The organism is Bacillus sp. JJ1521, assembly GCF_036965165.1.
GTDB lineage: Bacteria > Bacillota > Bacilli > Bacillales > Bacillaceae_L > Ferdinandcohnia.
This window is the reverse complement of sequence record NZ_JBALOX010000055.1, coordinates 11,536-37,108: the sequence shown is the minus strand read 5'-3', so window position 1 is coordinate 37,108 and position 25,573 is coordinate 11,536. Positions and strand designations below refer to the sequence as shown.

Annotated in this window: 23 protein-coding genes and 1 pseudogene; 4 read left to right on the top strand and 20 right to left on the bottom strand. The window is 37.6% G+C overall.

The features are described from left to right. Window positions 1-224: 224 nt before the first annotated feature. Entirely contained in the window at window positions 225-1,094 is an 870-nt protein-coding gene (locus V7147_RS09120; protein ID WP_335367541.1) for a nucleotidyltransferase-like protein, read from the bottom strand. A gap of 140 nt (window positions 1,095-1,234) precedes the next feature. On the opposite strand from V7147_RS09120, the gene V7147_RS09115 reads away from it, so the two are divergent. Beyond that, window positions 1,235-1,603, top strand: a complete 369-nt coding sequence (locus tag V7147_RS09115) for a YgzB family protein (protein WP_335367540.1) — start codon at window positions 1,235-1,237, stop codon at window positions 1,601-1,603. 21 nt (window positions 1,604-1,624) lie between these two features. On the opposite strand, the gene perR is transcribed toward V7147_RS09115, so the two are convergent. The 15 genes from perR to bcp form a co-directional block, all read right to left on the bottom strand. Next, a complete protein-coding gene (gene perR, locus V7147_RS09110) occupies window positions 1,625-2,068 on the bottom strand; it encodes a peroxide-responsive transcriptional repressor PerR (RefSeq protein ID WP_335367539.1) in 444 nt (147 codons plus the stop codon). A gap of 135 nt (window positions 2,069-2,203) precedes the next feature. Continuing rightward, a complete protein-coding gene (locus V7147_RS09105) occupies window positions 2,204-2,752 on the bottom strand; it encodes a cob(I)yrinic acid a,c-diamide adenosyltransferase (protein WP_335367538.1) in 549 nt (182 codons plus the stop codon). A 1-nt stretch (window position 2,753) separates the two neighbouring features. Continuing rightward, complete coding sequence (locus tag V7147_RS09100) at window positions 2,754-3,710, bottom strand: D-2-hydroxyacid dehydrogenase (protein ID WP_335367537.1); 957 nt, start codon at window positions 3,708-3,710, stop codon at window positions 2,754-2,756. 185 nt (window positions 3,711-3,895) lie between these two features. After that, window positions 3,896-4,636, bottom strand: coding sequence for an ABC transporter permease (locus V7147_RS09095; RefSeq protein WP_335367536.1), 741 nt, complete (start codon window positions 4,634-4,636; stop codon window positions 3,896-3,898). Between the two features lie 242 nt (window positions 4,637-4,878). Continuing rightward, window positions 4,879-5,595: an ABC transporter ATP-binding protein gene (locus V7147_RS09090; RefSeq protein ID WP_335367535.1), complete on the bottom strand. Its 717-nt coding sequence runs from the start codon at window positions 5,593-5,595 to the stop codon at window positions 4,879-4,881. Between the two features lie 201 nt (window positions 5,596-5,796). Continuing rightward, window positions 5,797-6,555: an ABC transporter ATP-binding protein gene (locus tag V7147_RS09085; RefSeq protein WP_335367534.1), complete on the bottom strand. Its 759-nt coding sequence runs from the start codon at window positions 6,553-6,555 to the stop codon at window positions 5,797-5,799. 13 nt (window positions 6,556-6,568) lie between these two features. Further along, complete coding sequence (locus V7147_RS09080; protein ID WP_335367533.1) at window positions 6,569-8,875, bottom strand: ABC transporter permease; 2,307 nt, start codon at window positions 8,873-8,875, stop codon at window positions 6,569-6,571. Window positions 8,876-8,925: 50 nt separating this feature from the next. Beyond that, complete coding sequence (locus V7147_RS09075; protein WP_335367532.1) at window positions 8,926-9,549, bottom strand: TetR/AcrR family transcriptional regulator; 624 nt, start codon at window positions 9,547-9,549, stop codon at window positions 8,926-8,928. Window positions 9,550-9,711: 162 nt separating this feature from the next. Beyond that, entirely contained in the window at window positions 9,712-10,935 is a 1,224-nt protein-coding gene (locus V7147_RS09070; RefSeq protein WP_335367531.1) for a sensor histidine kinase, read from the bottom strand. Window positions 10,936-10,956: 21 nt separating this feature from the next. Further along, on the bottom strand, window positions 10,957-11,667 hold the full coding sequence (locus tag V7147_RS09065) for a response regulator transcription factor (RefSeq protein ID WP_335367530.1): 711 nt from the start codon (window positions 11,665-11,667) through the stop codon (window positions 10,957-10,959). Window positions 11,668-11,779: 112 nt separating this feature from the next. Further along, window positions 11,780-12,802 (bottom strand): siderophore ABC transporter substrate-binding protein, encoded by a 1,023-nt coding sequence (locus tag V7147_RS09060; protein ID WP_335367529.1) that lies wholly within the window; start codon window positions 12,800-12,802, stop codon window positions 11,780-11,782. Window positions 12,803-13,001: 199 nt separating this feature from the next. Beyond that, window positions 13,002-13,769 (bottom strand): iron ABC transporter ATP-binding protein, encoded by a 768-nt coding sequence (locus V7147_RS09055; protein ID WP_335367528.1) that lies wholly within the window; start codon window positions 13,767-13,769, stop codon window positions 13,002-13,004. Further along, on the bottom strand, window positions 13,766-14,719 hold the full coding sequence (locus tag V7147_RS09050) for an iron chelate uptake ABC transporter family permease subunit (RefSeq protein WP_335367527.1): 954 nt from the start codon (window positions 14,717-14,719) through the stop codon (window positions 13,766-13,768). The genes V7147_RS09055 and V7147_RS09050 overlap by 4 nt, the downstream gene beginning before the upstream one ends. Next, on the bottom strand, window positions 14,709-15,662 hold the full coding sequence (locus V7147_RS09045; protein ID WP_335367526.1) for an ABC transporter permease: 954 nt from the start codon (window positions 15,660-15,662) through the stop codon (window positions 14,709-14,711). The genes V7147_RS09050 and V7147_RS09045 overlap by 11 nt, the downstream gene beginning before the upstream one ends. A 308-nt stretch (window positions 15,663-15,970) precedes the next feature. Further along, window positions 15,971-16,441, bottom strand: a complete 471-nt coding sequence (bcp, locus tag V7147_RS09040) for a thioredoxin-dependent thiol peroxidase (protein ID WP_335367525.1) — start codon at window positions 16,439-16,441, stop codon at window positions 15,971-15,973. A gap of 137 nt (window positions 16,442-16,578) precedes the next feature. Between bcp and V7147_RS09035 the strand changes: the two genes are divergently transcribed. Both V7147_RS09035 and V7147_RS09030 read left to right on the top strand, forming a co-directional pair. Further along, entirely contained in the window at window positions 16,579-17,865 is a 1,287-nt protein-coding gene (locus tag V7147_RS09035; RefSeq protein ID WP_335367524.1) for a glutamate-1-semialdehyde 2,1-aminomutase, read from the top strand. Between the two features lie 287 nt (window positions 17,866-18,152). Further along, window positions 18,153-19,229 carry an FUSC family protein gene (locus V7147_RS09030; RefSeq protein ID WP_335367523.1) on the top strand — a complete coding sequence of 359 codons (1,077 nt, stop codon included), beginning with the start codon at window positions 18,153-18,155 and terminating at the stop codon, window positions 19,227-19,229. A gap of 1,158 nt (window positions 19,230-20,387) precedes the next feature. On the opposite strand, the gene V7147_RS09025 is transcribed toward V7147_RS09030, so the two are convergent. Both V7147_RS09025 and V7147_RS09020 read right to left on the bottom strand, forming a co-directional pair. Then, complete coding sequence (locus tag V7147_RS09025) at window positions 20,388-20,660, bottom strand: hypothetical protein (protein ID WP_335367522.1); 273 nt, start codon at window positions 20,658-20,660, stop codon at window positions 20,388-20,390. Between the two features lie 747 nt (window positions 20,661-21,407). After that, window positions 21,408-22,388 carry an NAD(P)-dependent alcohol dehydrogenase gene (locus V7147_RS09020; RefSeq protein WP_335367521.1) on the bottom strand — a complete coding sequence of 327 codons (981 nt, stop codon included), beginning with the start codon at window positions 22,386-22,388 and terminating at the stop codon, window positions 21,408-21,410. A 138-nt stretch (window positions 22,389-22,526) separates the two neighbouring features. Between V7147_RS09020 and V7147_RS09015 the strand changes: the two are divergent. Continuing rightward, a pseudogene (locus V7147_RS09015) lies at window positions 22,527-23,059 on the top strand (DUF2812 domain-containing protein). Between the two features lie 482 nt (window positions 23,060-23,541). On the opposite strand, the gene nikC reads toward V7147_RS09015, so the two are convergent. Further along, window positions 23,542-24,432, bottom strand: coding sequence for a nickel transporter permease (gene nikC / locus V7147_RS09010; RefSeq protein ID WP_335367520.1), 891 nt, complete (start codon window positions 24,430-24,432; stop codon window positions 23,542-23,544). 22 nt (window positions 24,433-24,454) lie between these two features. Continuing rightward, window positions 24,455-25,459, bottom strand: coding sequence for an ABC transporter permease (locus V7147_RS09005; protein ID WP_335367519.1), 1,005 nt, complete (start codon window positions 25,457-25,459; stop codon window positions 24,455-24,457). Window positions 25,460-25,573: the final 114 nt, after the last annotated feature.

Sequence of the window (25,573 nt, the reverse complement as noted above, 5' to 3'; positions counted from 1 at the left end):
CAAAGAACTTTTTTGACCAGCCGCTCAGAAGCGACTTTCTTAATATATCATGGTGATTTATTAATGTCAATAATATTTTTCAAAAGTTTTTCGCCGGCTGATTACTGTCTTTCAGCAGCGAAATCTAATATAACACGGGGGCCAATTATTCGTCAACACCCAAATTAAATATTTTATTAAAATAATAAAAACTCCTTCAATATAGAAGAAGGAGTTCAAAGATTTTATTTATTCACACTGTATGTTCTATGAAAAATGCTTTTTCCTTTTGTTTCGACATTTTCTACATTTATAAAATGTTTGTCGACTAGGAATTCGAGATATACTTCTAGATCGACTGAGTATACTTTAAGCTCTGGAAGTTCCATAATTTCACCGAATGTCCAAGAATCATTTCTTTGAGACAGGACATTTAGGATATGGGTGGCTCCACGTTTCGCTCTAGAATGGATGAGAAATTCACTTGCAAGGAAGAGAAGCTCTAGCCGTTTTTCAAGTGACTCTTCACTTTCTAAAAGTTCAATATACAATTTATAAATTTGTGGATCAATTTGCTTCACTTGGTTCCAGACGGTAATTTCAGGATGAAAGCCATTTTCGATAATGGCTAATCGTGCAAGGTGATGAAGGGCATGAATGACATAATTATAGGCATCTAGATGTTGGTCTGCATTAAAAAATGCTTTCCCATCCTGGTATCGACGAATTAATTTTGCAAATTCAATCCCCATTTTAATTTGTCTTTCCTCTGCGGGAAATTCATGAAGCTCGTTCCTTAAGTCTGCGATGTATTCATTTCGATCAAATAGTACTTTGCCGTTTAAGATCCAGTCTACGATCTTTCGATTGGAACCATATAACAGCCAGTCTTTTATTTGACTTTCTTTGACTGTATACAAGGTTGCTTTGTTTTTATTGTAGTCATAATGTTTTATAAACACATTTTTCTCTGCCTCTTTTACAATTACGAGTAAGGCTAAGTCAAAGTGATCTGTATGTGTAAAAGCATCCTGCCCCTTTTCTATTAGAATAACCCCTAGAGTATTGGGATGGCTTGCCCTTTCTTGGTAAAGAGGTCGAAGTAAATCTTCCATTTTGATTTCCTCCATTCAAATCCGATGGTAATATATTTCGACGCATGAAAAATAAAACCCTGCCCATTTTATGTAGAATCTTTTTTTATTTTTATCTTTCTTTTTTTATTGTATAGTATATGAAGGAGGTTGTTTGACAAATGAGTGTAAAATATTCAAGTAAAATTAATAAGATTCGTTCTTTTGCCCTTGCTTTGATTTTCGCTGGGTTCATCGTTATGTACGGAGGAATCTTTTTTAAAGAAAATGTTATCTTGATGACAATCTTTATGATTCTTGGTCTTATTTTTATTCTAGCAAGTACAGTGGTCTATTTCTGGATTGGCTTGCTTTCGACACGAACCATTCAGATCATTTGTCCTTCCTGTGAGAAGCCGACTAAGATGCTTGGCCGAGTGGATGTATGTATGCATTGTAAGGAACCATTAACACTTGACCCACAGCTTGAAGGAAAAGAATTTGATGAGAAATACAACAGTAAAAAATATCAAAAAACAGAAAAAAGCTGACAGGGTAACCTGTTAGCTTTTTTAGTGTGCTGCTTTCTTTTGACAATCTTGACATGAACCGTAAATTTCCATTCTATGATGACTAACCTTAAAGCCAGTTACATGCGCAGCCAATGCTTCCACTTCATCGAGTCCTGGGTAATGGAAGTCCACAATTTTACCACATTCTTCACAAATCACGTGATAGTGCTGTGTTGTGATAAAATCAAAACGGCTTGATGAATCTCCGTATGGTAATTCCTTTACTAAACCAACTTCACGGAATACTCGAAGATTATTGTACACGGTTGCGACACTCATATTTGGGAACTTTCCTTCAAGTGCTTTATAGATATCATCTGCAGTCGGGTGACTCATTGAATTAATTAGATATTCTAATATCGCATGACGTTGCGGAGTGATTCGAACCCCGGTTTCTTTCAACGTATCAAGCGCTTCTTTCAAAAGATTTTCAGACACCGCCATGCACCTCTTTTCTAGTAAACATTATTACTTTATAATCCTTATAATTAGTGTATCTTGCTCACACCGCTTTTGTCAACATATCTACCATTACTATATGACTAATCCCATTGAAATAAGCTTATTTTGTGGGAAATTTCATTGATGGAGTGTTGGCTCACTTTGACCAAGCTTTTGATTGACATAGCGAGCAGCAACGAAAAGAAAATCCGAAAGGCGATTTAAGTATGAAATCACCAGTGGATTTACATCTTCCCCAACTGCTACCGCATTTCTTTCTGCTCTTCTAACAATTGTTCTTGCAACATGAAATGCTGCACCCGCTTGGCTGCCACCAGGTAAAACAAAGTTTGTAAGTGGAGGATTCATTGCATCACATGTATCGATTATTTCTTCTAATAAGGTAACATCTTCCACGGAAACCTTCCATTTTACTTCCTTCCCAGGAGGTGTCGCTAACTCTGCACCGACGTGAAACAAGGTCGTTTGAACTTTTTTGAAAATCTGCTCGATCTCTTCTTTGCCGTCGAATTGAAATTCATGGAGATGACTTAATCCTAATCCAATCATGGAGTTAGCTTCATCGCAGGTTCCGTATGCTTCAACACGCAGATCTGTTTTTGAAACACGCTGCCCATATACTAATGAAGTCGTTCCTTTATCCCCTGTTTTTGTATAGATTTTCATCTTAATACCCCCGGTTCAAGTCAATTTTATTGATAAAATCATTGACACCTTGCTTAAATGTATGAAAATTTTGTTCAAAGATTTCAAATGACCTTGGTTGATAAAAGTTTGATTTGCTTGAAATATGCGGAGTTACCGTCACATTTTCAAGTGTCCAAAATGGATGGTCGCTAGGCAGTGGTTCATGTTCAAATACATCCAATACTGCGTATGAAATCTTGTTTGATTTTATTGCACGTAGTAATACCTCTTCCTTAACTAAATCACCGCGGCCAATATTGATAAAAACGGCATCCTGTTTCATTCGATCAAAATGGGTGTCGTTAAGGAAATATTTTGTTTCATTGGTACTTGGAAGGACCGAAACAAGAAAGTCTGCGTTTTCACATATATAATTAAGCCCATTAAATTGGAATATTTCATCTATATATTCATGTTTGTTGCCACTGCGATTTAACCCGATGGTCTTCATGTTAAAAGCCTTTGCTAGTCGTGCAATTTCACCTCCGATTGCCCCAACGCCTAAGATTCCGATTGTTTTGCCATGTAGCTCGCCAACAGGAAAATGGGTAAATCGATCCCAGTTTTTATTCTTTTGTTGTTCCACGATTTTTATGTTTTTCTTGGTGACATGCAACATCATGGAAAGGGTATATTCAGCCATCGGGATTTTGTGAATACCTCTTACATTTGTAACGAGGATTCCTTTTTCCTGAATCGCTTTAAAAGGCATTAGCTCAAGTCCCGCTGAGATCACCATGATCCATTTTAGATTTTTCGCGATTTCAATATGTTCTGGGGTTAAGTCCTCCCCGTATGTAAGTAAAATGTCTGCAGTATGTAGTTCGGGTAAGGCTTCCTTAATATCCTCACAATAGATAAATTCTTCATCTGGAAACGCCTTTTTCATGTTTTCAGTAACTTCTTCGATTGGAATAAATGTTGATAAGATTCGCATAATTACGCCTCCTTATCTATATAGTAGCAAGTTTGTGAGGTTGGGGAAAGCAAAAAAAGAGTGCGAGATTTCTCTCGCACTAAATTACGCTAACATCTGAGGAGGTATGCCCTACACTTATAAGATACGTCCGTTACATAGAAAGTGTATAGACGTTTGACACTGTCCCATGAAAATAGGCTACCTCAATCGGTCCATTTGAAGTATTTTAAACCGACGATGGTTGATACAAGTAAAATTCCTAGTAAGATGCCGATGTCAAGAAGTGCATCTGTAGTGAAAAGTGTTCCGTTCCAGCCATCCCTAAGTATATTCACGACATAAGTGAGTGGCACGAATGCAGCAATTTTTTGAAGAATCTCAGGATACGTTTCTAAAGGAATGGTTGCCCCTGATAAAAACATCATCGGGTACATTGAAATCATGGCAATTCCTAATGCCGTCTGCATACGCTTTGTCACACTTGAAACGATAAAGCCGATTGAGAAAAACGTAATCGCACTAAATGTTAATCCTACAAAAAACTCAACAGGATGTGCTGTTAACTCTGAACCAAATCCGAACTTTGCTATTAGTAAGATTTCAATTGCGCCAACATAGATCGCGATAAATCCTTTTAAAATCGTTGCAGTAAAAATGGCATTTTGATTAATTGGTGTACCTTTTAAACGTTTATATACTCCTTTTTCACGGTCAATCACGATTTGCAGTCCCATTGAGAAAAAGGCTGTGGTGAAAATAATGATGGCGATCATACTTGGTATATAGGCTTGAAAGTAGTTCAGTCCTTCATATGTGTTTGATTCAAACATGAATCCAAATACGATAAAACTGACTGCTGGGACGATAAAAGTAAACAGTAAAGCTAATGTCTCACGAAAAAATAATTTTAATTCCATTTGTGTATGTGTAAGTATTGATTGCATGTTAATTTCCTCCTTATATTAAATCAAATGCGCCTTGGCGTATTTGCGCCCAGATTTTAGGTCCACANNATAAAGACGTTGCCACAGGAAATGGCGTTTTTAGTCTTTAACCTTATAGCTCGAAAAACTTCCTTTGAAAATCTGTGACATCCGCCGGAGGCATTAACTTTATTCAGTCAAAGTAAAACCACCTAAATTAATTTTTACATACGAATAAACGGGAGAACTCTTTCTGAATAAAGTTATATGGCATATTTTAAATAAACATCTTCCATTGTTCCTGCACCTTGCAGGTATGAGTCAATAAGATTCTGTGGTCGGTCACAAGCTACTAATTTTCCTTTTTTAATAATCGCGATTCGATCACAGTGCTTTTGCGCTTCGTCCATATAATGTGTGGAGAGAAGGATCGTTTTTCCTTCGTCACGGTAGCGATTGATGAATAACCAGAGGTCGCGTCTAGCTTGTGGGTCAAGACCGGTCGTAGGTTCATCGAGAAAAATAATTTCCGGGTCATTTACAAGTGCTAATGCTAAGGATGTGCGTTGTTGCCAGCCACCTGATAGATTCTTAACATATTTATTTAGATAAGGTTGAAGTCCGAGTGTTTCAATGATTTCTTGTAAGTCTTGTTTTTTATCATAATAGGAGCTAAAAAGTTTTAAAGCTTCCTTGACTTTAATTCGGTCGTAAAGTGCAGTTTGTTGAAGCTGGATCCCAATTTTTTGTTTAATCTCGTTTGATGCATTTTCAACATTCATTCCAAGTATTTTTACGGTTCCTGTGTCTGGTTTGCGAATGCCCATCATGATTTCCAGAGTGGTCGATTTGCCAGCACCGTTTGCACCAATGATTCCAAATACTTCTCCTTTTTTAACTTGTAGGGTGATGCCGTCAGCTGCTTTTACATCTCCGTAGCTTTTTGATATATTTGTAAGTTCAATCACATTTTGATTCATGTTAAGGTCCTCCTTTTAATCTCGCTTTGCTTTGTTACCCTTATCATAGACAGCGAACCTTAACTCAACCTTAAGTGAGTCTTATATCATTATTAAGATTAATTAAAACAGCAAAAACGCTTGGATTAAAAGTATAATCCAAGCGTGATCTTATAAATTATTGCATTATCCACGAAATCTATGATGCTTAGAAACAATAAATTAGATTCCTATTTCTAACATTTTCGCTGTAACTTCTTCGACTCTGCGATCGATATCTGTCTGGTCATATTTCGGAAGTTTCAACTCAGTCACAATACTCCCGTCTCGCATAAACAAAATACGTTCCGACCGCGCTGCAACCTTCACATCGTGAGTGACAAGCATAACTGCGGTGCCGTCTTCGTTGATTTCAGAAAACAAGTCCATAATCTCCTGCGCAGATTTTGAGTTGAGCGCTCCAGTTGGCTCGTCACCGAAGATAATTTCCGGGCCATTCATCAGTGCACGGCATATCCCAGCACGCTGAAGCTGACCTCCTGAAACCTGTGTAATGTCACGCTTTTCTAGCCCCTCAATTCCCACCCTCTTCATAAGTGAGCTTGCTTTATCAGAAATTTTTGCAACATTTTTTCTATTATCACGCATAGATGGTAAGATAATATTGTCGATAATGTTTAAGTTTTTAAGCATCGTCGGCTGCTGAAAAACAAATCCCATGTTATTACGACGTATATCCGAAAGCTCATTTTCAGTGCATGTTGATAAATCCTTTCCGTCAAAAAGGACCTTACCTCCATCAACTCCATCCGTTCCGCTAAGCGCAAACAGTAACGTTGATTTTCCAGAACCTGAAGGTCCCATAATCGTAACGAACTCACCCTCATTTATTTCAACAGATACCCCATCAAGAACATTGCGCTGTTCATTTCCCTCTCCGAACATTTTTATTATATGATCACCTATTAGAATCTTCTTCAATTGTCTACTCCCCCTATTCCTTAATATGTTGGGAAATCTTTATTTGCCCCGCTCTCGATATACCAAACATTGTTGCGAGAAGTACCATGACAGCCATCATCAGTGGACTTAACAAGTATGCCCGAACCGGATTGATCGTAAAATCAAACGTTGATGCTCCAAACGAAGCAATAAGCATGCCCGCAAGGACCTCACCGAGTGTGTTCGCGAGAAGCGTGCCGAGAACAATTCCTACAATCAGTACCAAAAAAGCACGTGAATAATACTGCACCTTTATATCCGAATTAGTAAAACCGAGAGCCTTCAATACGGCAATGGAATACCTGTCTTTTGCAACAAGCATCTTCATGAACAGTAGTGTAACCAGTATCGTAATAACAAGCGCAACAGCAATTGCGGTGTATGAAGCCACTTCGACAGAACTTATTGTCGAGCCTAGAGTCTGAGAAACAAATTCATCGATGTCTGAAGTCTTCGCAAAATCGAATTTGTCCGTGTATGCCGAAACCTTGCTATCTACAAGTGATGTATCCGATAGTTTGACACAGATGATGGTCCACATCATATTTGCCGAACTGTCGGAGAATACAGCCTTTGCGGTTTTACCACCATTCGTAACGTCGGAATATATTCCCGTTACCGTAAGTTCTTTTTCATTTCCTTCACTTACAAGTGTAATGATATCTCCGACTTTTTTACCCATCTCTTCAGCATTTAAAGCCGAAAGTGCGATTTCGGCTTCACTGACAGGTGCTCTACCTTCAGAGTACTCGATAGGGAATGCCGAATGGTCACCGAGCTCAACTTTTATATTTTCCTCAGTCCCGTTATTTGTTTTTACTTTGAAAGTCTTTGTTGTCAAAACCGTATACTTTGAAACGGAGCTGTCACTTTCTACCGTATTCACGATTTCATCCGTTTTGTCAGAAATAGTGGTCTGTATGCGTAGATCATAATCGCCAATTCCCATATATTGAATGAAGCCCTTGGAAGATATCGTGTTATACAGGTTCTGCGGAACAATGATAATAAATGACGAAATCACAAGAACTATCAGCATTGTTGTATAAAGTCCCTTTCGAGCGAGAACATCCTTAATGCCAAGGAATATATTCGTACTTAACAATTTGTTTCCATTTAAGGTAAAACGCTTTGTACCAGCTTTCTTTTCCTGAGAAGTCCCATAGCGTATCGCCTGAGCAGCGGATATTTTTCGAAATCTCTTCAAAACAAAGTTTACATAAGCAACGATTGCAAAAAATACAAGCAGGATGCCAATGATTCCTAATAGTAGGGCAAATGAAGAATTTTCGCTTTCTCCCATATATAGCCGAATATTTTCAAGTAGCATGCCTTGGAACGATAAAGATAGAATATACCCAAGAATACTACCAGCAGCTGCTATGCTTACGTATTTCGCTATGTAAATCTTCTTTATGTCAGATAGACGAAGGCCGATTGCTTTCATTACACCAATTTCACGGTAGTCGTCTTCGATTTTAGCAAGTAACGTAAAGCGTATGCTTAAAAATGCAATGGCAACGACAAGTGCGCTAATAAGAAGGATAACCGCAATCATCATCCCGTCTGAAATGCCGTTCATCATTTTGAATAGAGTATAAGTCACGGTTGGTCCGTTCGCTTCAAGTCCTGCGGAGGCATATTCCGATTCAAATTCGCCTATTTTTGAAAAATCGTTTAGTCTAAACTCGATCAGATATTCGATACTTCCAAGATCCTTTACTTCTGCAAAATCATTCTCGCTTACAAGAAATCGCTTTGACGCAGAGAGCGAGGAATTCATCGTCGAATCACGGAGAAATCCCGCTACAGTAAATTCCTTCCCGTTAATTACAGCCTTATCACCGAATTCTGTAGTTTTGTCCTTCATATAGGCAACTGGAACGTAAATCTCGCCATCGGATACATTGATGATGTTGCCGTCAAGATCAAGAAGATAATCGAATTTTTCATTCTGTATGCTTAAGCCGTTATCCTGAACACTATTGGAAAGCGAATTATCTCCTAAAATAATTTGTGAGCCATCGATACCTAGGAACTCTACTATCTCATATTCTTCGACTTTATCATTTTCTTCTGCAAAAGATTTAAGTCGCTCCCTATCAATTTCACCAGAATGCATTTGCATAAAATGTGGTGCTTCGGCTTTTGTCATTAGCATATCTAGCGCACCTGTAAGATTAACAATGAGAATCGCTGCAAGTGAAACGAGCATTGATGCTGCAGCGACAAAAATCATGGTTGTAAATGTTATTACTTTGCTCTTTACTATGTCATTTCGGATTAGTCTAAAATACATATGTCACCTCTGTTTTACTTCTTGAGCAGTTTCCTCTAGATTTTATAAATTCACTTACTGCCAAACATTTGCATAACGCTCATTAGGCTTCCTCTTTCTGCACCCAGAAGCCTTTCTCCATTGAATATTAACGCTTGTATCCGTGAGGCACGCTCCTCATTGGTCATCTCTACCAGATCATCATCAAAAACGACATTTGCATATGTAACAAGCATTTCGATACATTCATACGGATAAGGCGTGCTAAAAAGTCCGTGTTCAATGCCCTCTTGGATGATACCGGAAAGTATGGGCGTAACGCCGTTGATAATAACTTTTTGTATTTTCTGATGCATCAGTGCGTTCTGGGGCTTATGAATATGACCCATTATTCCCTGACTGCCTCCGCCACTTACATTCATTGATAAAACAGCGCGTATCATCCGCTCGACTACAGGAATACTCTTGTCAGCTGCTATTTCCTGTGCAGCGCTTATTAGTCGAACACTATACCGATCAATCAACGCGTTCATAATATCTTCCTTTGACTTGAAATGATAATAAAGTGTTCCCCGTGCAATTCCGACCTTTTTGAGAATATCGTTTGTACTCGTTCCATCAAAACCCTTTTGACTGAACAACTCGTCAGCAGAATCAAGTATTTCGTTTCTACGTTCTTCTGCTTCTTTTCTCATTATTACTCCTCCTTTATAGACCGACTGTCTATCGATATTAAATTAACATTCTACTTTTAAGGCTCTTCCAGTTATGTGTTAATGTTTTGTAAAGATTTGGGTATTTTGCAAATAATGAAAAGAGACCAAATCAACTTTGCGATTTGGTCTGCTAATTATTGTTCAGTACGACTCGATGGTGAGTTCAATTATGAAGTTTGTTTTTCCTCGGTTTGGTGTTGTGTCAACATGGATCGTTCCGTTATGGAGCTCAACAATTTTCTTTGTAATCGCGAGACCTAGACCCGATCCGCCATCATTCATTCTGCTTTTATCTCCCCTTACAAACGGATCAAATAATGTTCGGGCAATGTCTTCACTGATACCGACACCATCGTCACCCACTTCAATGTAAATTTTCTCTTCCGATTGACGTAAACGAAGGTAAATTTCTGTATTCTCAGGATTGTATTTATTCGTATTTTGCAGAAGATTTGAGATTGCTCGATTGAGAAGTTTTGGATCAAATGAATATATTAATTTTGAATCGGGAATGTCGATTTCAAGCTCCATATCCTTTTCCTCAAATACATCAAAATGCTCCGCAATGACCCCACGGTAGAATTCACAAATATCGATATTTTCCTTCTTAATAGGAACATCAGGGCTATCTAATTTTGAAAACATAAAGAGCTCATCAATTAAGGATGTTACACGAATTGATTTGTCATAAATGTATGTTAAGTATTTTTTCGTTTGTTCTTCGTCTGTTACTACACCTTCATATAACGCCTTGGAATATCCCTGAATCGTCGTAATTGGTGTTTTTAAATCATGAGAGATATCAGCGAGCATTTGCTTTTTGCTTTCTTCTAGTCTCGTCATTTCACGATTTTTATGCTCTAACTCATCTGCCGTTCTCCTTAAGACTTCGCTCATTTCCTTGTACTTGATCGACCCCCTTATAATAAAGGGGAGGATGCTGCCACCGAATATGGGTGGTCCTAAATTTAGAATGGCGTAATATTCTCCAGTGAGGGCAACTTGGTAGACAAGAATTAAGCCAAAAAGCGTGAACAGGCCACACACGACATACAACCATTTTATGGTGAGTCGAACCACCTGGTATACCACAATGAATATCATAAAAATATACAAGGGATCATACAAAAATCCAAATAGCAGAATGATTGATATTTGGACAAACACAAATGCAAGTGTGTGCTGCGGGCTCCAATAAGCCTGCCGGTGTGCTACAACAAGGACCGCCATGAATAACAGGCCAAGTAGCAATTTCCCCTGTGATTCTTGAAATAAAAAGAAAAGTGGAATGATTAGGTTCGCAATGTATACAAACGGGGTAACACCTTCATTTTCTGGAAATATCCGATGAATCAACTTTTTCATGTATCTCTTCCTCATCGATTTCTAATTATGTTTTTCAAACTTATAGCCTAAGCCTCTAATAGTTTTTATGTAGATTGGTTTTTTCGGATTTTCCTCGATCTTCTCTCTTAGCTTTGAAATATGGACATTGATTGTGTTGTCCTCTTCGCCGCCCATGTAGTAATCATTCCATGCCCGTTCAAAGATTTGTTGTTTCGTATATACCCTCCCTGGTGAACTCATTAATAATTCAAGTATAAAATATTCGATTTTTGTGAGAGTTATTGGAATGTCACCCTTAACCGCTGAAAAGGAACCTTCATCTAGGACAATATCACCCACTTTAATTTGATGGCTTTCACTTTTGGTTTCCGGCTCCTGTTTGTAGCTATAGCTTCTTCTAAGCTGAGCCTGAACCCGAGCGATTACTTCTAGTGGGTTAAATGGCTTCGGAATAAAATCGTCTGCCCCAAGTCCGAGTCCTAGAATTTTATCGTTATCGTCGTTCTTAGCAGAAATAATGATGATGGGGATATGTAGGTTCTGTCTAACTTTTTTTATGAGCTGGTAGCCATTAATGTTTGGCATCATTAGGTCAACAAGCATGAGGTCGATGTTTTCCCTCTCGATGATATGTAGTGCCTCCCTGCCGTCAAAGGCTTCTAGAATTCTATAATTCTCTTTTTCCAAATATAGACTAAGCAGCTCGACAATTTCAGGCTGGTCATCCACAATTAAAATCGTTCGACTCATACGAGTGCCCCCTTTTCAAAGTTCCATTTTCTTTCCAGTATAACAAATCTGAATGTTCACGGATATAAAAAAAAGCCGCCCAGATTACTCCGGACAGCCTACTTAAAGCGTATTATTTTAATTCAGCAATGATTTCTTCGATTTTTGCAAGCTCAGATTGTAAGCCCCCACCACTTAAGTACCAAAGCACACCGTCTAAATATACGATTCGTTTGTTTTGATAAGCTTGTGTTTTCTCGATGATTTTATTTTCCATGTCTTTGTCGATATTTGATTGACCACCCACTGCTGCTGTACGGTCGATAACGAATAATACTTCTGGGTTTAATTCTAGAATTGCTTCAAATCCAAAGTTTGATCCGTGAGAAGAAGAAGTAATTTCTTCGGTTACTGGAGTAAAGCCATATACATCATACAAATAACCGAAACGAGAGTTTGTTGCGAAACCTGATAATTTACCTTCATTGTACATTGTCACTAATGAAGATTTGTAGTTACCAGATAAAGCCTTCACTTCTTCTAAAGCTGAATCGATTTTTGCTTTGTATTCTTTCGCTTCTGCTTCTTTATCGAACATTTTCGCTGCTAGGTCAACTGAAGCTAAGAATGTATTCCAATAGTCATCCTGAGAAGTTCCAATGAATACAACTGGTGCGATTTCTTTTAATTCCTCATAATATGGCGCTAGACGACCGGAAATGAAAATAGCATCTGGACCGATTTCAGCAATATCTTCAAGTAACGGTTCTTTTAAAGTACCAACATTTACGTAATCATCGCTAGCATAGTCTTTAAGACTTTCTGGCAAGCTAGAATCCTGAGGCACCCCTACTATACCTTCAACACCAAGTGCATCTAATGTATCTAAGAAACCATAATCAAAAACAACGATTTTCTCTGGCATAGCGTCAAACGTTACATCTTCAAAGTTTACAGTACCTGCTTCTTCGCTTTCAGCTGATGCAGTTGTTGGAGAAACGGTCATTGGGTATTGGCCAGTTGCTTCATTTGTTGCTTGCTCTCCGGCTACGTCAGTCTCATTTACTTTTTCTTTTGTAGCCTCATCATCATTCCCGCAAGCCGTAAGCGCGAACGTTAGTGCTAAAACAGCACTTGCTAATTTCCATTTTTTCATGTGTGTTGTCCTCTCCTTTTAGGATTATGTATTTGTTAATAATGAGAATCATTTTCATTGATAACTATTCTCATTATAGAGTCATAAATAACTTCCGTCAATACAAAATAAACAAATATTTTTATCATAAAATTAAAGACTATAAACGCCATTCCATGGGCCTAAAAAAAAAGACCCAGAGAATTGATCCTCAAGGGTCTTATGCATGTGAATTGAAGTAAACACAAATCCGACAGCCATTTTGTTCTTGGATTGGGATATCCATATCATAGATCTCACGTAAAGCGTCTGAATTAATGATTTCATGTGTGGGTCCATTTTTAACAAGCTTACCGTTTTTCAATGCAACAATCCGATCTGAATATACAGATGCAAAATTTATATCATGCAAGACGATCACAACGGTTTTGCCGAGTTCATCCACAAGCTTGCGCAAAATCTTCATAATTTGGACGGAGTGTTTCATATCCAGGTTATTTAATGGTTCATCAAGTAAGACATAATCTGTATCCTGTGCAATAACCATCGCAATAAAAGCACGTTGTCTTTGCCCGCCTGATAACTCATCCAAAAACATGTCTTGGATATCGATTAAATTCATATATTCAAGTGCTTGGTTGATGAATTTTTCATCTTCATCTGAAAGTCGTCCCTTTGAGTATGGATAACGCCCAAATGCAACAAGCTCACGAATTGTTAACCGTACATTTAAGTAGTTGGATTGCTTTAAAATGGAAACACGTTTTGCGAACTCAGACGACTTCCACTTTTTCACATTATTTTGGTCAAGTAAAACTTGCCCAGTATCAGCATCTAATAATCGACTCACCATAGAAAGAAGTGTGGACTTACCTGCACCGTTCGGCCCGATAAATGATGTAATCGTACCTGGCTCAATGTTAATAGACACATCTTCGACAACAGGCTTTTTCCCAAAATACTTCGATAATCCTTTGATTTCAATCATCGTGCTGACCTACTTTCTTTTAATAGTAAGAAAATGAAGTAAATACCACCGATAAAGTTAATGATGACACTTAATGTGGTACGTAATTCAAATATATGTTCAACGAGGAACTGACCACCAACAAGGGCAATGACACTCATTAAACTTGCCCCTAAAATTAAAATCGAATGTTTATATGTGACAAAAAATTGATATGCCAGGTTTGCTACAATTAAACCGAAAAATGTAATCGGACCAACTAATGCAGTTGCGGTTGCAATTAATACCGATGATAAAATTAAGACATTCATTACCATCCGATCATAATTGACACCTAGGTTCATCGCATTTTCACGGCCAAGTGACATGACATCTAACTTATCCATAATAAGGTATCCGTAAATAAAGGCAATTAGTAAAATACCGAGTGCAATATATAAAAGCTCTGCCTTTACGTTTGTAAAGGTTGCAAATAATCGACTTTGTAGACTTAAATATTCGACTGGGTCAATCATAACTTGTAAAAAAGTTACGAGACTTCCTAATAGTGTTCCGATAATCATTCCAATTAATAGAAGTAAATAGATCGGATGCTTGTCGGATCGGAACAGGAATCTATATAGGATGAGTGCAAATAATACCATGGCTAGAATCGCTGCGCCAAAGTTTAAATACTTGTTTAACACCCAAATAGACATCGAACCTGCAAAGAAATAGATTAATGTTTGGACTACTTCGTACATAGAGTCTAGCCCCATCATCGAAGGAGTCAGAATCCGGTTTTGCGTTATCGTTTGGAATACTACGGTCGAATACGCGATCGCAACTCCTGTTACAACCATTGCCGATACTCGAATCATTCGTTTCGGGAAGGCATAATCAAATCCACCTTTTAAATCATAAAATCCATAAAGTAACATGCAAACAATTGCAATGACCGCTAAAAGAATTAATTTATGGCTATTTCGCATATGCTCTCCCCCTAAATAACATAATTAAGAAGATCGCACTGCCAATTACTGCAACTGTAACATTGACTGGAATCTCGTAAGGGTGAACAATGACTCTACCTAAAATATCACAGATTAATAGAAACACGACCCCCAAAGCTGCTGTATGAGGAATCGTTTTTCGTAAATTATCCCCTAAATAAAGCGATACTATATTCGGTACTATTAATCCTAAAAATGGAATGACTCCAACAGTTAAAACAACCGTTGTGGAAATAATTGCTACAAGTATAAGACCTATATTTAATACTACCTTATAGCTTAAGCCAAGGTTTTTCGCAAAATCCTCACCCATACCGGCAACGGTGAATTTATTAGCAAAAATATACGCCAAAATAACAGCTGGGATAGCTACATATAAAAGCTCATAACGTCCCGCGATAACCAATGTAAAGCTTCCCATTAACCAGGATGAAATGTTTTGAATAAGGTCTGCTTCATATGCAAAAAATGTCGCGATGGATGATAAGATATTCCCGTACATAATCCCGATTAACGGAACGAAAATTGCATCCTTAAATTTAATTTTATCTAAAATTTGCATAAAAATGAGTGTACCCACTAAAGCAAATATAAAGCTAAAAATAATCTGTTGTGTATAGGTAACATTTGCAAAGAACAGCATTGAAATTAAAATCCCTAGCTTTGCAGCATCTAGAGTTCCTGCAGTTGTTGGGGATACGAATTTATTTCTACTTAAGCTTTGCATAATTAATCCTGCAATACTCATCCCGGCTCCCGCTAAAATGATTGCCATTAAACGAGGGACCCGGCTAATCAGGAAAATCTGTGTCTCATCTGATTCCCAATCTAATAAATCCATCGGTGTGATATTAATAGCTCCAATAAATAGCGAAACAAAGGAGAGAACAATGGCAGCGATTATTAACATCCATAGTCTCATGTGTAAATCCTCATTATGTGTATTCTTAGTTATGATACAGTGAAATTTCAATCAGTGGTCACAGCCCGTTAATGACCGGCAAATGAAAACGATTATCATTACTAATACCTTCATTATAAGTAAAGAATATTGTAAAATCAACCGTAAAAAGGAATACGAGTGGTTTCTGTTCACACCACCCGTAACGCTTCGAAACGTTGTCCCTGCTTACATTCTAGTAAGCTTTTGGACAGTACCTTTCTTATATTTCACAGAAACTTCACAAACTATTCCGTGACCAGTGGGAGAAAAGATCCCCACTATCACTTTTATTGAAGGTTTTCTTTTATGTAAGTGAGAGCTTCTTCAACATGACCTTTGACTGATACTTTGCGCCACTCTTTTACAAGATTTCCTTCTTTATCAATGATAAAGGTGGAACGCTCAATCCCCATGTATTCCTTGCCAAAGTTTTTCTTAAGCTTCCAGACTCCATATTTTTCTGCTACCTCGTGCTCTTCATCTACAACTAATAGAAACGGAAGATCATATTTATCGATGAATTTTTTATGTCGATCAAGTGAATCTGTGCTTACACCAAGAATCACGGTGTCAAGCCCACTAAAGCTTTCGTGTGCGTCCCTAAAATCACAAGCCTCTGTTGTACATCCTGGTGTCATGTCTTTTGGATAAAAATACAGCACAACGTTTTTCCCTTTAAAATAGTCTAAAGATACAGTCCCCCCATTGCTGGCAGTAGCTGTGAACTCTGGTGCTTTTTGTCCAATTTCAATCGTCATTCTAAATACCTCCTGTTTTTTCCTATTAATAGTAGGGTACATAAAATCGTGGGGATATACAAATAAAGTAGATTTGTTCATATTAAAATTAGTGCTAAAATAGAATCTGTTGAGTTCAAAGCTAGGAGGATCAATAAATGAATCATTCAAAATCAGAAGAATTATATAGTGAGGCATTGGAGCACATCGTCGGTGGTGTAAATAGTCCCTCTCGTTCATATAAAGCGGTTGGCGGCGGTGCACCAGTGGCAATGGAACGTGCAAAAGGTGCTTACTTTTGGGATGTTGACGGAAATAAATACATAGATTATCTAGCAGCATATGGCCCAATCATAACAGGCCATGCTCACCCACATATTACAGAAGCGATTACAAAGGCCGCTGAAACAGGTGTGTTGTACGGTACTCCAACACCACATGAAGTGAAGTTTGCAAAAATGCTTAAAGAAGCTATGCCTGGAATGGATAAAGTTCGCTTTGTAAACTCAGGAACAGAAGCGGTTATGACAACGATTCGTGTCGCACGTGCTTATACAAACAGAACGAAAATCATTAAATTTGCAGGCTGCTATCATGGACATTCCGATCTTGTGCTAGTTGCAGCTGGCTCAGGTCCATCAACACTTGGAACTCCTGATTCCGCCGGTGTGCCAAAGAGCATTGCACAAGAAGTAATTACTGTTCCATTCAATGATATCGAGCCTTTTAAAGAGGCCCTTGCAAAATGGGGTTCGGAAATCGCGGGCGTTCTTGTTGAACCAATCGTAGGAAACTTCGGAATCGTGGAACCGAAGGAAGGCTTCTTAGAGCAAGTACTTGAGCTTTCACATGGGGCTGGTGCACTTGTGATTTTTGATGAAGTCATCACGGCTTTCCGCTTTATGTATGGGGGCGCCCAAAATCTATTAGGGATCACACCTGACTTAACAGCGCTTGGAAAAATCATCGGCGGTGGACTGCCAATTGGTGCTTACGGTGGTAAAAGGGAAATAATGGAACAGGTTGCCCCACTTGGACCGGCCTACCAAGCTGGAACAATGGCCGGAAACCCAGCATCGATGCTATCAGGAATTGCTTGTCTAGAAGTCCTTCAAGAAGAAGGCTTATATGAAAAATTAGATCAGCTAGGTGCAATGCTTGAAGAAGGAATTCTAAAGCATGCGCACAACTACAATGTGCCGATCACGATAAATCGACTTAAGGGTGCATTGACTGTTTTCTTTACGAATGAAAAGATTGAGAACTATGAGCAGGCTGAGAATACGGACGGAGAAATGTTTGGTCGTTTCTTCAAATTAATGCTAAGCCAAGGCATCAATCTTGCTCCATCAAAATATGAAGCTTGGTTCCTCACGATTGCACACACGGAAGATGATATTGTGGAGACACTAAAAGCTGTAGAATACGCGTTTAAGAATCTTTAATTTGTTTAGAACCTGCCGGTGGCAGGTTCTTTTGCGCATTTTTGCTTAGTGACAGTAAATTTGAGATAGTGACAGTATTTTAAGGATAGCGACAGTATTTCGTGGATAGTGACAGTATTTTCCGGATAGTGACATTATTTCGCGAATAGCGGCAGCAGGCACATTTAATTAGTACATGTTTCCCTTGCTATAAGCATAAAATCATTGTATGATACTGTATTGGTTTAGATTATGGAGAAAAAGCTAACTATAATAAAACAGCTTTTTTATAGAAAGGATTCGAAACAATGAAATTTGGTGCCCGCATGCTAAAAACGGGGATTGCCATTACCCTTGCGTTACTGATTGCGAAGCTCCTTGATCTACCTTCGCCCGTATTCGCAGGAATTGCTGCTATTTTTGCCATTCAACCTTCCATTTACCGCTCTTATTTAACGGTAATTGAACAGGTTCAGGCAAATGTGATTGGTGCGTTCTTTGCCGTTCTATTTGGAATGTATTTCGGTAATAATGCATTTATCATTGGACTGACTGTCGTTCTTGTTATAGCTATTAACCTAAGGTTTAAGATGGAAAAAACGATTTCTGTTGCAATTGTGACTGTCATCGCGATTATGGAAAGTCCAAGTGAACAGTTTATTGAATTTGCTAGTTTACGATTTCTCGCCATCTTATTGGGGATCTTATCTGCATTTTTAGTAAACCTCGTTTTTCTTCCACCTAAATATGAGAAGAAACTATATGATGCAATCGTTTTGCAATGTGAGGAAATCTTTAAATGGGTGCGAATTAGTACCAGACATGCTTCTGAGTACAATACATTAAAAGATGACATCGATAAAATTAAAGAAAACATCATTCAAATTGACCAGTTATTTCTCCTATATAAAGAGGAACGCAATTATTTTAAAAAGGTAGAATATGAAAAGTCTAGGAAGCTTGTCTTATTTAGACAAATGATTACTTGTACAAATCGTGCGTTAGATATGCTAAAAAAATTGCACAGACATGAAAATGAACTACAAGACATGCCGATTCCGTTTCAGCAATTATTTGTGAAAGAAATTGATGACCTCGTTCATTCCCATGAGCAGATTTTATTAAAATTTGTAGGGAAAGTTAAGGTTCAAGCACCTGAGGAGTTAATGCAGGATTTTATATTTGATCGAAAAAAAATAATCGATACGCTTATTGAACACCAGGATCCAAATGACGAAGAGAGCCAAGAAAATTGGTATCATCTAATGACACTTGTCTCAGCTATCCTTGAGTATTCAGAACAGCTCGAACGCCTTGATACCTTGGTTGAAAGTTTCCAAAGCTTTCATAACGAAGTCATTGTCGAAGAGGCAAATAAAGCGTAGAAAACAGATAACAGGGGTTTTATTAAAAGTCAGGATATCTTTTAAAAGCTTAATAACATTGAATTTATATTTAAGGTCAGACATATATGCGATAAATTTAAAAAGGATAGAAATATGATCTATCTATCCTTTTTTGTACATCAAATTACCTCATTTACTACATCAAAATATATATTGTTGTGCTAATGCACCCTATAGTTTAAGTGAAATTCTTCACAGATTAAGTAAATTAATAAAAAATAATTTAACACTCGCTTTTAGTCTTCATTTTTCTCTGTTCCAAGCATTTTCAAAAAACACCATAAAAAACGTTAACAAAAGCACCGCAATATTTGGTGCTTTCTAAATATAAAAATAGCCCGGTAACAAACTAACCCTTTAGCACAATAAGAAAGGCTTTTCCCGTTATCGAGAAACGTACCCATTATTTTAAGTATAACGATTCACATATCTTCACTTGTATCTTTAATCAAAACTTTCACTAATATCGTTCCATTCTACTTTTATCATTAACTCATCTTCTGCATTCGTAGAAGGGCTATTAACACTTAACGATTTATTTTGATATACGCCTTCTTGATTTAATGTAGCGTCATTCGCACCAAAATCTAGTACTCCGATATTTTTTGATTCCACATAATAACGAAAAGTGTCTATTTCCTCTATGTTATTTCCTTTGCTATTAAGCTGAATTTGATATGTTTCTTCTCCATTTGATTGATGAACGGTTACTTCAGCTTACCAATTTTCACTTTCGCTAACAAACGCTATGTCATTCTTATTTGCTTGGCACGCAGATAATAGGGATACAAAAAATATGATAAGTACAAATATTTTTTTCGAAATATTAACTCCCCTGTAACTAATTTTGTTATGACATATATTCTTAGTTATAACCTGCTGCTTTTAGTAGATAAGCGACTGTTCCTATTGAAACAATCGCTTTCGATTTACCCTTTATTGACCTTGTTTCTTTCTTACTTATAAACCAAATTAATAGAGTTATAACAAGAAGTATCGCTGTAGTCAAACCAACATATTTCCAAGCATTATTTACCCCCGGAAAATAATATGCTATCAATATGAATGTAATGGTAGTCGTGCTGGATGTACAAAAACATCACCCTTTAGGAATGATGCTCTGTACAAGAATACTTTTTATGCTCCGAACCCACGAACACCAATAATGACTATTAACAATCCATAGCCTATAACAATAAGCGAAATCATTCCCATTCCTACATATTTGAAGGTACCACTTTCATTTATTTTGACTCCTTTAACTCCTAACACAAAACTTGTTATCCAAGAAGCAAGCCCTGTGAAGAAATAAGCGTTGAAAACTCCATTACTTCCTTTAGAACTCGAGTAAAATAGCAAAATTCCTGCTATGGCTAAAATAAAAGAGAACAGTCCATATTTCCCCTTCAAGGTTCTTCATTCCTCCCCATTATGTTGTTTGTTAATTCAGAACTTATAGATTATTTTATGTAGTATAACATAAATTCTTACTAAATATAGCAACAAAATATACGAATAATGCTCTAAAAGGGATGTTTAGTATAGAGCCAATTGAAGATGAAATGTATTATTCAAGGGTTTGGCAAAATCTATTTTGAGGTAATTTACTAGATGCTGTTGTGAGAGACTATCAGAAGAACAATCAATAATTGTAGTTGCTTCAAACAATAACTCCTCTTTCTTTTTATCCCATTAAATTATTGAGACTATAGATAAAAATATACAAATTACTGCTAAGGTGAAGAAAAGGGTAGAAATTTTTCGATTGATTCTCATATTTGTTCCCAAGGCACAAAAGAAAATGCCGGCAGAAAATTTTGAAAGACTTTGAAAATAGTCATTATCAGAAAAGAAAGAACTGCTAAAGACAATGGAAATGAGAAGAGTTATAGAGATCAATATTTTAAACCACAAAGGTTCTTTTGAAAAATGTATTAACATTAATTTAATCCGCTGCATAAAAATATCCCCCTCATATTAAAGAAACAATACTCCATGTGAATAATTGGTGTCCAATCTTTGCTTTTTGAAGGAAAACACCCTACTTGTACCAACCTGCTTACTTAAATAACTTCAACAAAAAAGTGCGATAATCCCTCTTGAATCAACGCACCCTAATTGAACACATGGTTTCTAACCTCAATAATGAAAAGAAAATTAGTTGTTATGTTCCACATTTATAACTACATTTCCCTTCTTGTGTCCTTTCTCGACATATTTGTGAGCTTCCACAATCTCATTAAACGAATAATATCTGTCAATGACCACTCTTAACTTCCCCATCTCAACAAGTCCTTTAAGGAAGTTTAATGCTTCTGGCGTTTCAGGTGAATTTCGGCTCAATATTAGTTTCTTGCGGCTAGTCAATTTAGTCCATAGCATTTGAATACTTGGTAACGGTTCAGTAACATTTATATAGGTACCATTATTCTTTAACAATTTCATACAAGCTGAAAAGGAACTCTTGTTTACCGCTTCAAAGATGACATCATATGTTTCAACTGTACTAGAAAAATCCTTTGCTGTATAATCCATCACATTGTCAGCTCCCAGAGATTTTACTAATTCCAAATTTGCAGTGCTGCAAACACCTGTAACATTTGCTCCGAGATATTTGGCAATCTGAACTGCATAACTACCTACACTTCCTGAAGCACCATAGACTAAAACCGATTGACCGCTCTTGATATCTGCTTTCCTAAGAAAATACAATGCTGTACGAGCTCCAATAGGAATTGCAGCAGCTTCTCCATACGTTATGTTAGATGGCTTAATAGCTACAGGTCCATCTTCCTCCAAACACTTATATTCGGCATAAGCACCGAATCCAGACAAGGATGCTGCAAAAACTTGGTCTCCTCGCTTGAACCTTTTTACATTTTTTCCAACTAGCTCCACTTCTCCAGCTAACTCCATTCCTAATATCTCTTTTTTTGGTTGTCTCAAACCAAGTGTTATACGTGCAGGCAGCCAAAAAGCAGGAGGAACTGTAAAACCCCGTGACCGAATATCTGCTACTGTTACGGTTGTAGCTTTTACTTTAACTAAGATTTCATTTTCTTTCGGAATAGGTTTTTCTACCTGTTTAAGTTCAAGAACATCGGGGGGACCATACCTTTTGTACACAATGGCTTTCACTTTCCCACCTCAAATTCGTTTTATACCTTATTATAATATGTATAAAGCATAAATAGACCAATAGTCTGATAACTGTTCTTAAACTATCCGCGCCAAAGATTATTCCTTTTATATCCCTTTATGAAATGAGTGAAATCGATGAAGAAATTTAAATTGTTTTTTATTATTGGAGAAGAAGAGCAAAGGTTAAATGAGCAATTACAAATAGGTTTTCGCTTTACAAACATTAGTGGATTAGAAATATATACGTTTTTAAAAAAATCAAAGCCTATATTATACGGTTGGATTATCAGGATTATTTATCAGCAGATAAGTTTGAAGATTACAAAACGATATATGAGGATTTTGGGTGGTCACATATGAAAGGGTCACTACTTGGTAGTATTCATTATTGGCAAAAAACAGCTGATAGTCAAAATGAGATTATCTCAGATCGTCAATCATATGTACATTACTATAAAAGATTAATGAATTACTCATTATCACTAGCTGTTACGTTTTTGATGATTAGCTATATAATATATAGTGATAAAAAGTTATATGAAACTAAAGGGCTTTGGAATATGGAAGGGTCTTTGTTTTGGAAAGCATTCTTATTTGAAACACGGTTTGTCATTATCAAATTAAATCCCTTAATCATGATCATACTATTTGGAATCAACTACTTCTAAGCATATCGTCAATACTCACTATCTGACCCGATTGCAGAATAAGAGCTAAAGACGATTCTTCAACTAGTCAAGAAGAGGGGAATCTCTCTACCTCGCGGTAGATTGTATTCCTTCCCCTCACAGGACCGTGCTTGCGCAATTAACGCACACGGCTCCTCCTAGTTATCATTCACATAATGTTGATAATCTCTTTTTTTAAGTCATATATGCTAACCTTAATCCTTGCGTAAGGTAATAGGTATTAAGAAAGAGTCTGAATTCATCCCAATTAAATGATTTCTTTAACTTCTTTCTATTAGCCATTTATACAGTAAGTAACCGATTTTGTCTCTGAATTTGTTTACACTTTGGGTATTATCTGTGTTGCAATAATAATTGTAATAACCTTCAAGAGAGCGTCTAAATCTATCCATACACCAACTCGGTATGAAAAAAAGGCACAACAACATGTCTTTTTTTCATACCGAGTATTAGCTGTTTTTCTATTGCTTCATTTTTGGGTCAAGTGCATCCCGCAACCCGTCACCCATCAAATTAAATCCGAGCACAGTCAGCATGATTGCAATTCCCGGGAAAATCATCGTCCACGGAGCCTGTATTAAATAATTCTTTGAATCCGCAAGCATCTTACCCCATTCAGGATTTGGCGGTTGTGCTCCCATCCCTAGAAACCCAAGTGCAGCCGCTTCTATGATGGCTGTCGCAATTGCCAATGATGCTTGGACGATAATCGGCGCCATACTATTTGGCAAAATATGATGAAATAAAATTCTCCGATCCTTCATCCCAACGGCCCTAGCTGCAGTTATATATTCCTCTTCCTTAACACTTAACACCCTTGACCGAATCAGTCGTCCGAAGTTTGGCACATTAATAATTGCAATGGCAATCAATGCGTTCCGTAATGATGGTCCAAGAATCGCAACAATCGCAAGGGCTAGTAAAATACTTGGGAATGCTAGTAAAATATCAAACATACGACTAATTACGTTATCCACCCATCGACCGTAATAACCTGCAAGAATTCCAAGCAAGCTTCCAACGATAGCTGAGCCCAATACCGCAAAAAAGCCAACCCTTAGTGAAATGCGAGCCCCAAAGATTATTCTTGATAAGATATCCCTCCCGAAATCATCCGTTCCAAGCCAATGATCGCTGGATGGCGGCTGAAGTCGATTTGCAAGATTTTTTTCGTCAATCCCTTGAGGGGCAATAAGCGGCGCAAAAATCGCTAGGATGATAAAAAAGAACACAATACAAGTACCGACAAGTGCTAATTTATTTTTTCCAAAGCTTCGCCATGCTTCCTTCCATGGTGACACAACCCCATCATTTTTTTTCGTAGGTATATTAGTTTCTGCTAACTCTGCCATTTTTTCACCCCTTCCCTATTTTTTAGCGATATTTAATTCGCGGATCGATGACTGCATATAAAAGGTCTACGATTAAATTAATAAAAACAAAGAAGGTGGCTACCACTAAAATACCTGACTGAATCACTGGGTAGTCCCGGTAATTAATAGCTTCATAAATATATCTTCCAATTCCAGGCCAGCCAAAAATAGTTTCCGTTAGGATGGCTCCTCCAAGCAATAAACCAGTTTGTAAACCGATTACCGTTAAAACAGGGATTACTGCATTTTTCAAGGAGTGCTTGTACACGACCAAAAACATTCTTACGCCCTTAGCACGTGCTGTTCGCACAAAGTCTGAGCGCATCACTTCAAGCATACTCGAACGAGTAATTCGTGCGATTATTGCCATTGGAATGGTTGCTAGCGCGATACTTGGAAGAATTAAATGCTTTAAAACCGTTACAAATTGGTCAGTTCTCCCGTTTATTAATGTATCGATTAAATAGAGGCTAGTGACCGACTCAACGGGGTCCCTCACGTTTTCCCTGCCCGTAGTCGGCAGTAAATCTAGTTGCAGTGCAAATGCCCATTGCTCCATTAAACCTAACCAAAAAATCGGCATCGATACGCCGATTAAGGCAAGGATCATCGCACTGTAATCAAACCATGAATTTTGAAACCATGCGCTTATGATGCCTGCGTTAACTCCAATTACAATTGCAATAATCATCGCGACAAGGGTTAGCTCGATTGTTGCTGCTAGATAGGGCCAAATTTCTTCACTTATTGCCGTCTTAGTTCTGATGGATTCTCCTAAATCCCCGGTCAATAGCCCTTTTATATACTCGTAATATTGAATGTACAACGGTTGGTCAAGACCAAGTTTTGTTGTGAGTGCTGCGATGGATTCCGCGGTAGCACGCTGACCAAGGATAATTTGTGCAGGATTTCCCGGGATTAGATGAATAATCGAAAAGACAACTAGTGTCATACCGATCAACACTGGGATGACCATTCCGATTCTTCGTAGCGTATATGCGAACAAGGTTATCACCTCTTTCGTATGATATCAAATGCGCCTTGGCGTATTTGCGCCCAGATTTTAGACCACAGGAAGTAGGTCATAAAGACGTTGCCACAGGAAGTGGCGTTCTTAGTC

What these genes read in the sequence shown, in the direction of transcription:
- V7147_RS09070 (WP_335367531.1), bottom strand. Translation starts at nt 10,935, where the DNA reads ATGAAAAAGTTGATTCATCGGATATTTCCAGAAAATGAAGGTGTTACC.
- V7147_RS09065 (WP_335367530.1), bottom strand. Translation starts at nt 11,667, where the DNA reads ATGAGTCGAACGATTTTAATTGTGGATGACCAGCCTGAAATTGTCGAG.
- V7147_RS09080 (WP_335367533.1), bottom strand. Translation starts at nt 8,875, where the DNA reads ATGTATTTTAGACTAATCCGAAATGACATAGTAAAGAGCAAAGTAATA.
- V7147_RS09045 (WP_335367526.1), bottom strand. Translation starts at nt 15,662, where the DNA reads ATGAGACTATGGATGTTAATAATCGCTGCCATTGTTCTCTCCTTTGTT.
- V7147_RS09030 (WP_335367523.1), top strand. Translation starts at nt 18,153, where the DNA reads ATGAAATTTGGTGCCCGCATGCTAAAAACGGGGATTGCCATTACCCTT.
- V7147_RS09060 (WP_335367529.1), bottom strand. Translation starts at nt 12,802, where the DNA reads ATGAAAAAATGGAAATTAGCAAGTGCTGTTTTAGCACTAACGTTCGCG.
- V7147_RS09055 (WP_335367528.1), bottom strand. Translation starts at nt 13,769, where the DNA reads ATGATTGAAATCAAAGGATTATCGAAGTATTTTGGGAAAAAGCCTGTT.
- V7147_RS09120 (WP_335367541.1), bottom strand. Translation starts at nt 1,094, where the DNA reads ATGGAAGATTTACTTCGACCTCTTTACCAAGAAAGGGCAAGCCATCCC.
- V7147_RS09105 (WP_335367538.1), bottom strand. Translation starts at nt 2,752, where the DNA reads ATGAAAATCTATACAAAAACAGGGGATAAAGGAACGACTTCATTAGTA.
- perR (WP_335367539.1), bottom strand. Translation starts at nt 2,068, where the DNA reads ATGGCGGTGTCTGAAAATCTTTTGAAAGAAGCGCTTGATACGTTGAAA.
- V7147_RS09095 (WP_335367536.1), bottom strand. Translation starts at nt 4,636, where the DNA reads ATGCAATCAATACTTACACATACACAAATGGAATTAAAATTATTTTTT.
- nikC (WP_335367520.1), bottom strand. Translation starts at nt 24,432, where the DNA reads ATGGCAGAGTTAGCAGAAACTAATATACCTACGAAAAAAAATGATGGG.
- V7147_RS09075 (WP_335367532.1), bottom strand. Translation starts at nt 9,549, where the DNA reads ATGAGAAAAGAAGCAGAAGAACGTAGAAACGAAATACTTGATTCTGCT.
- bcp (WP_335367525.1), bottom strand. Translation starts at nt 16,441, where the DNA reads ATGACGATTGAAATTGGACAAAAAGCACCAGAGTTCACAGCTACTGCC.
- V7147_RS09115 (WP_335367540.1), top strand. Translation starts at nt 1,235, where the DNA reads ATGAGTGTAAAATATTCAAGTAAAATTAATAAGATTCGTTCTTTTGCC.
- V7147_RS09050 (WP_335367527.1), bottom strand. Translation starts at nt 14,719, where the DNA reads ATGCGAAATAGCCATAAATTAATTCTTTTAGCGGTCATTGCAATTGTT.
- V7147_RS09035 (WP_335367524.1), top strand. Translation starts at nt 16,579, where the DNA reads ATGAATCATTCAAAATCAGAAGAATTATATAGTGAGGCATTGGAGCAC.
- V7147_RS09090 (WP_335367535.1), bottom strand. Translation starts at nt 5,595, where the DNA reads ATGAATCAAAATGTGATTGAACTTACAAATATATCAAAAAGCTACGGA.
- V7147_RS09100 (WP_335367537.1), bottom strand. Translation starts at nt 3,710, where the DNA reads ATGCGAATCTTATCAACATTTATTCCAATCGAAGAAGTTACTGAAAAC.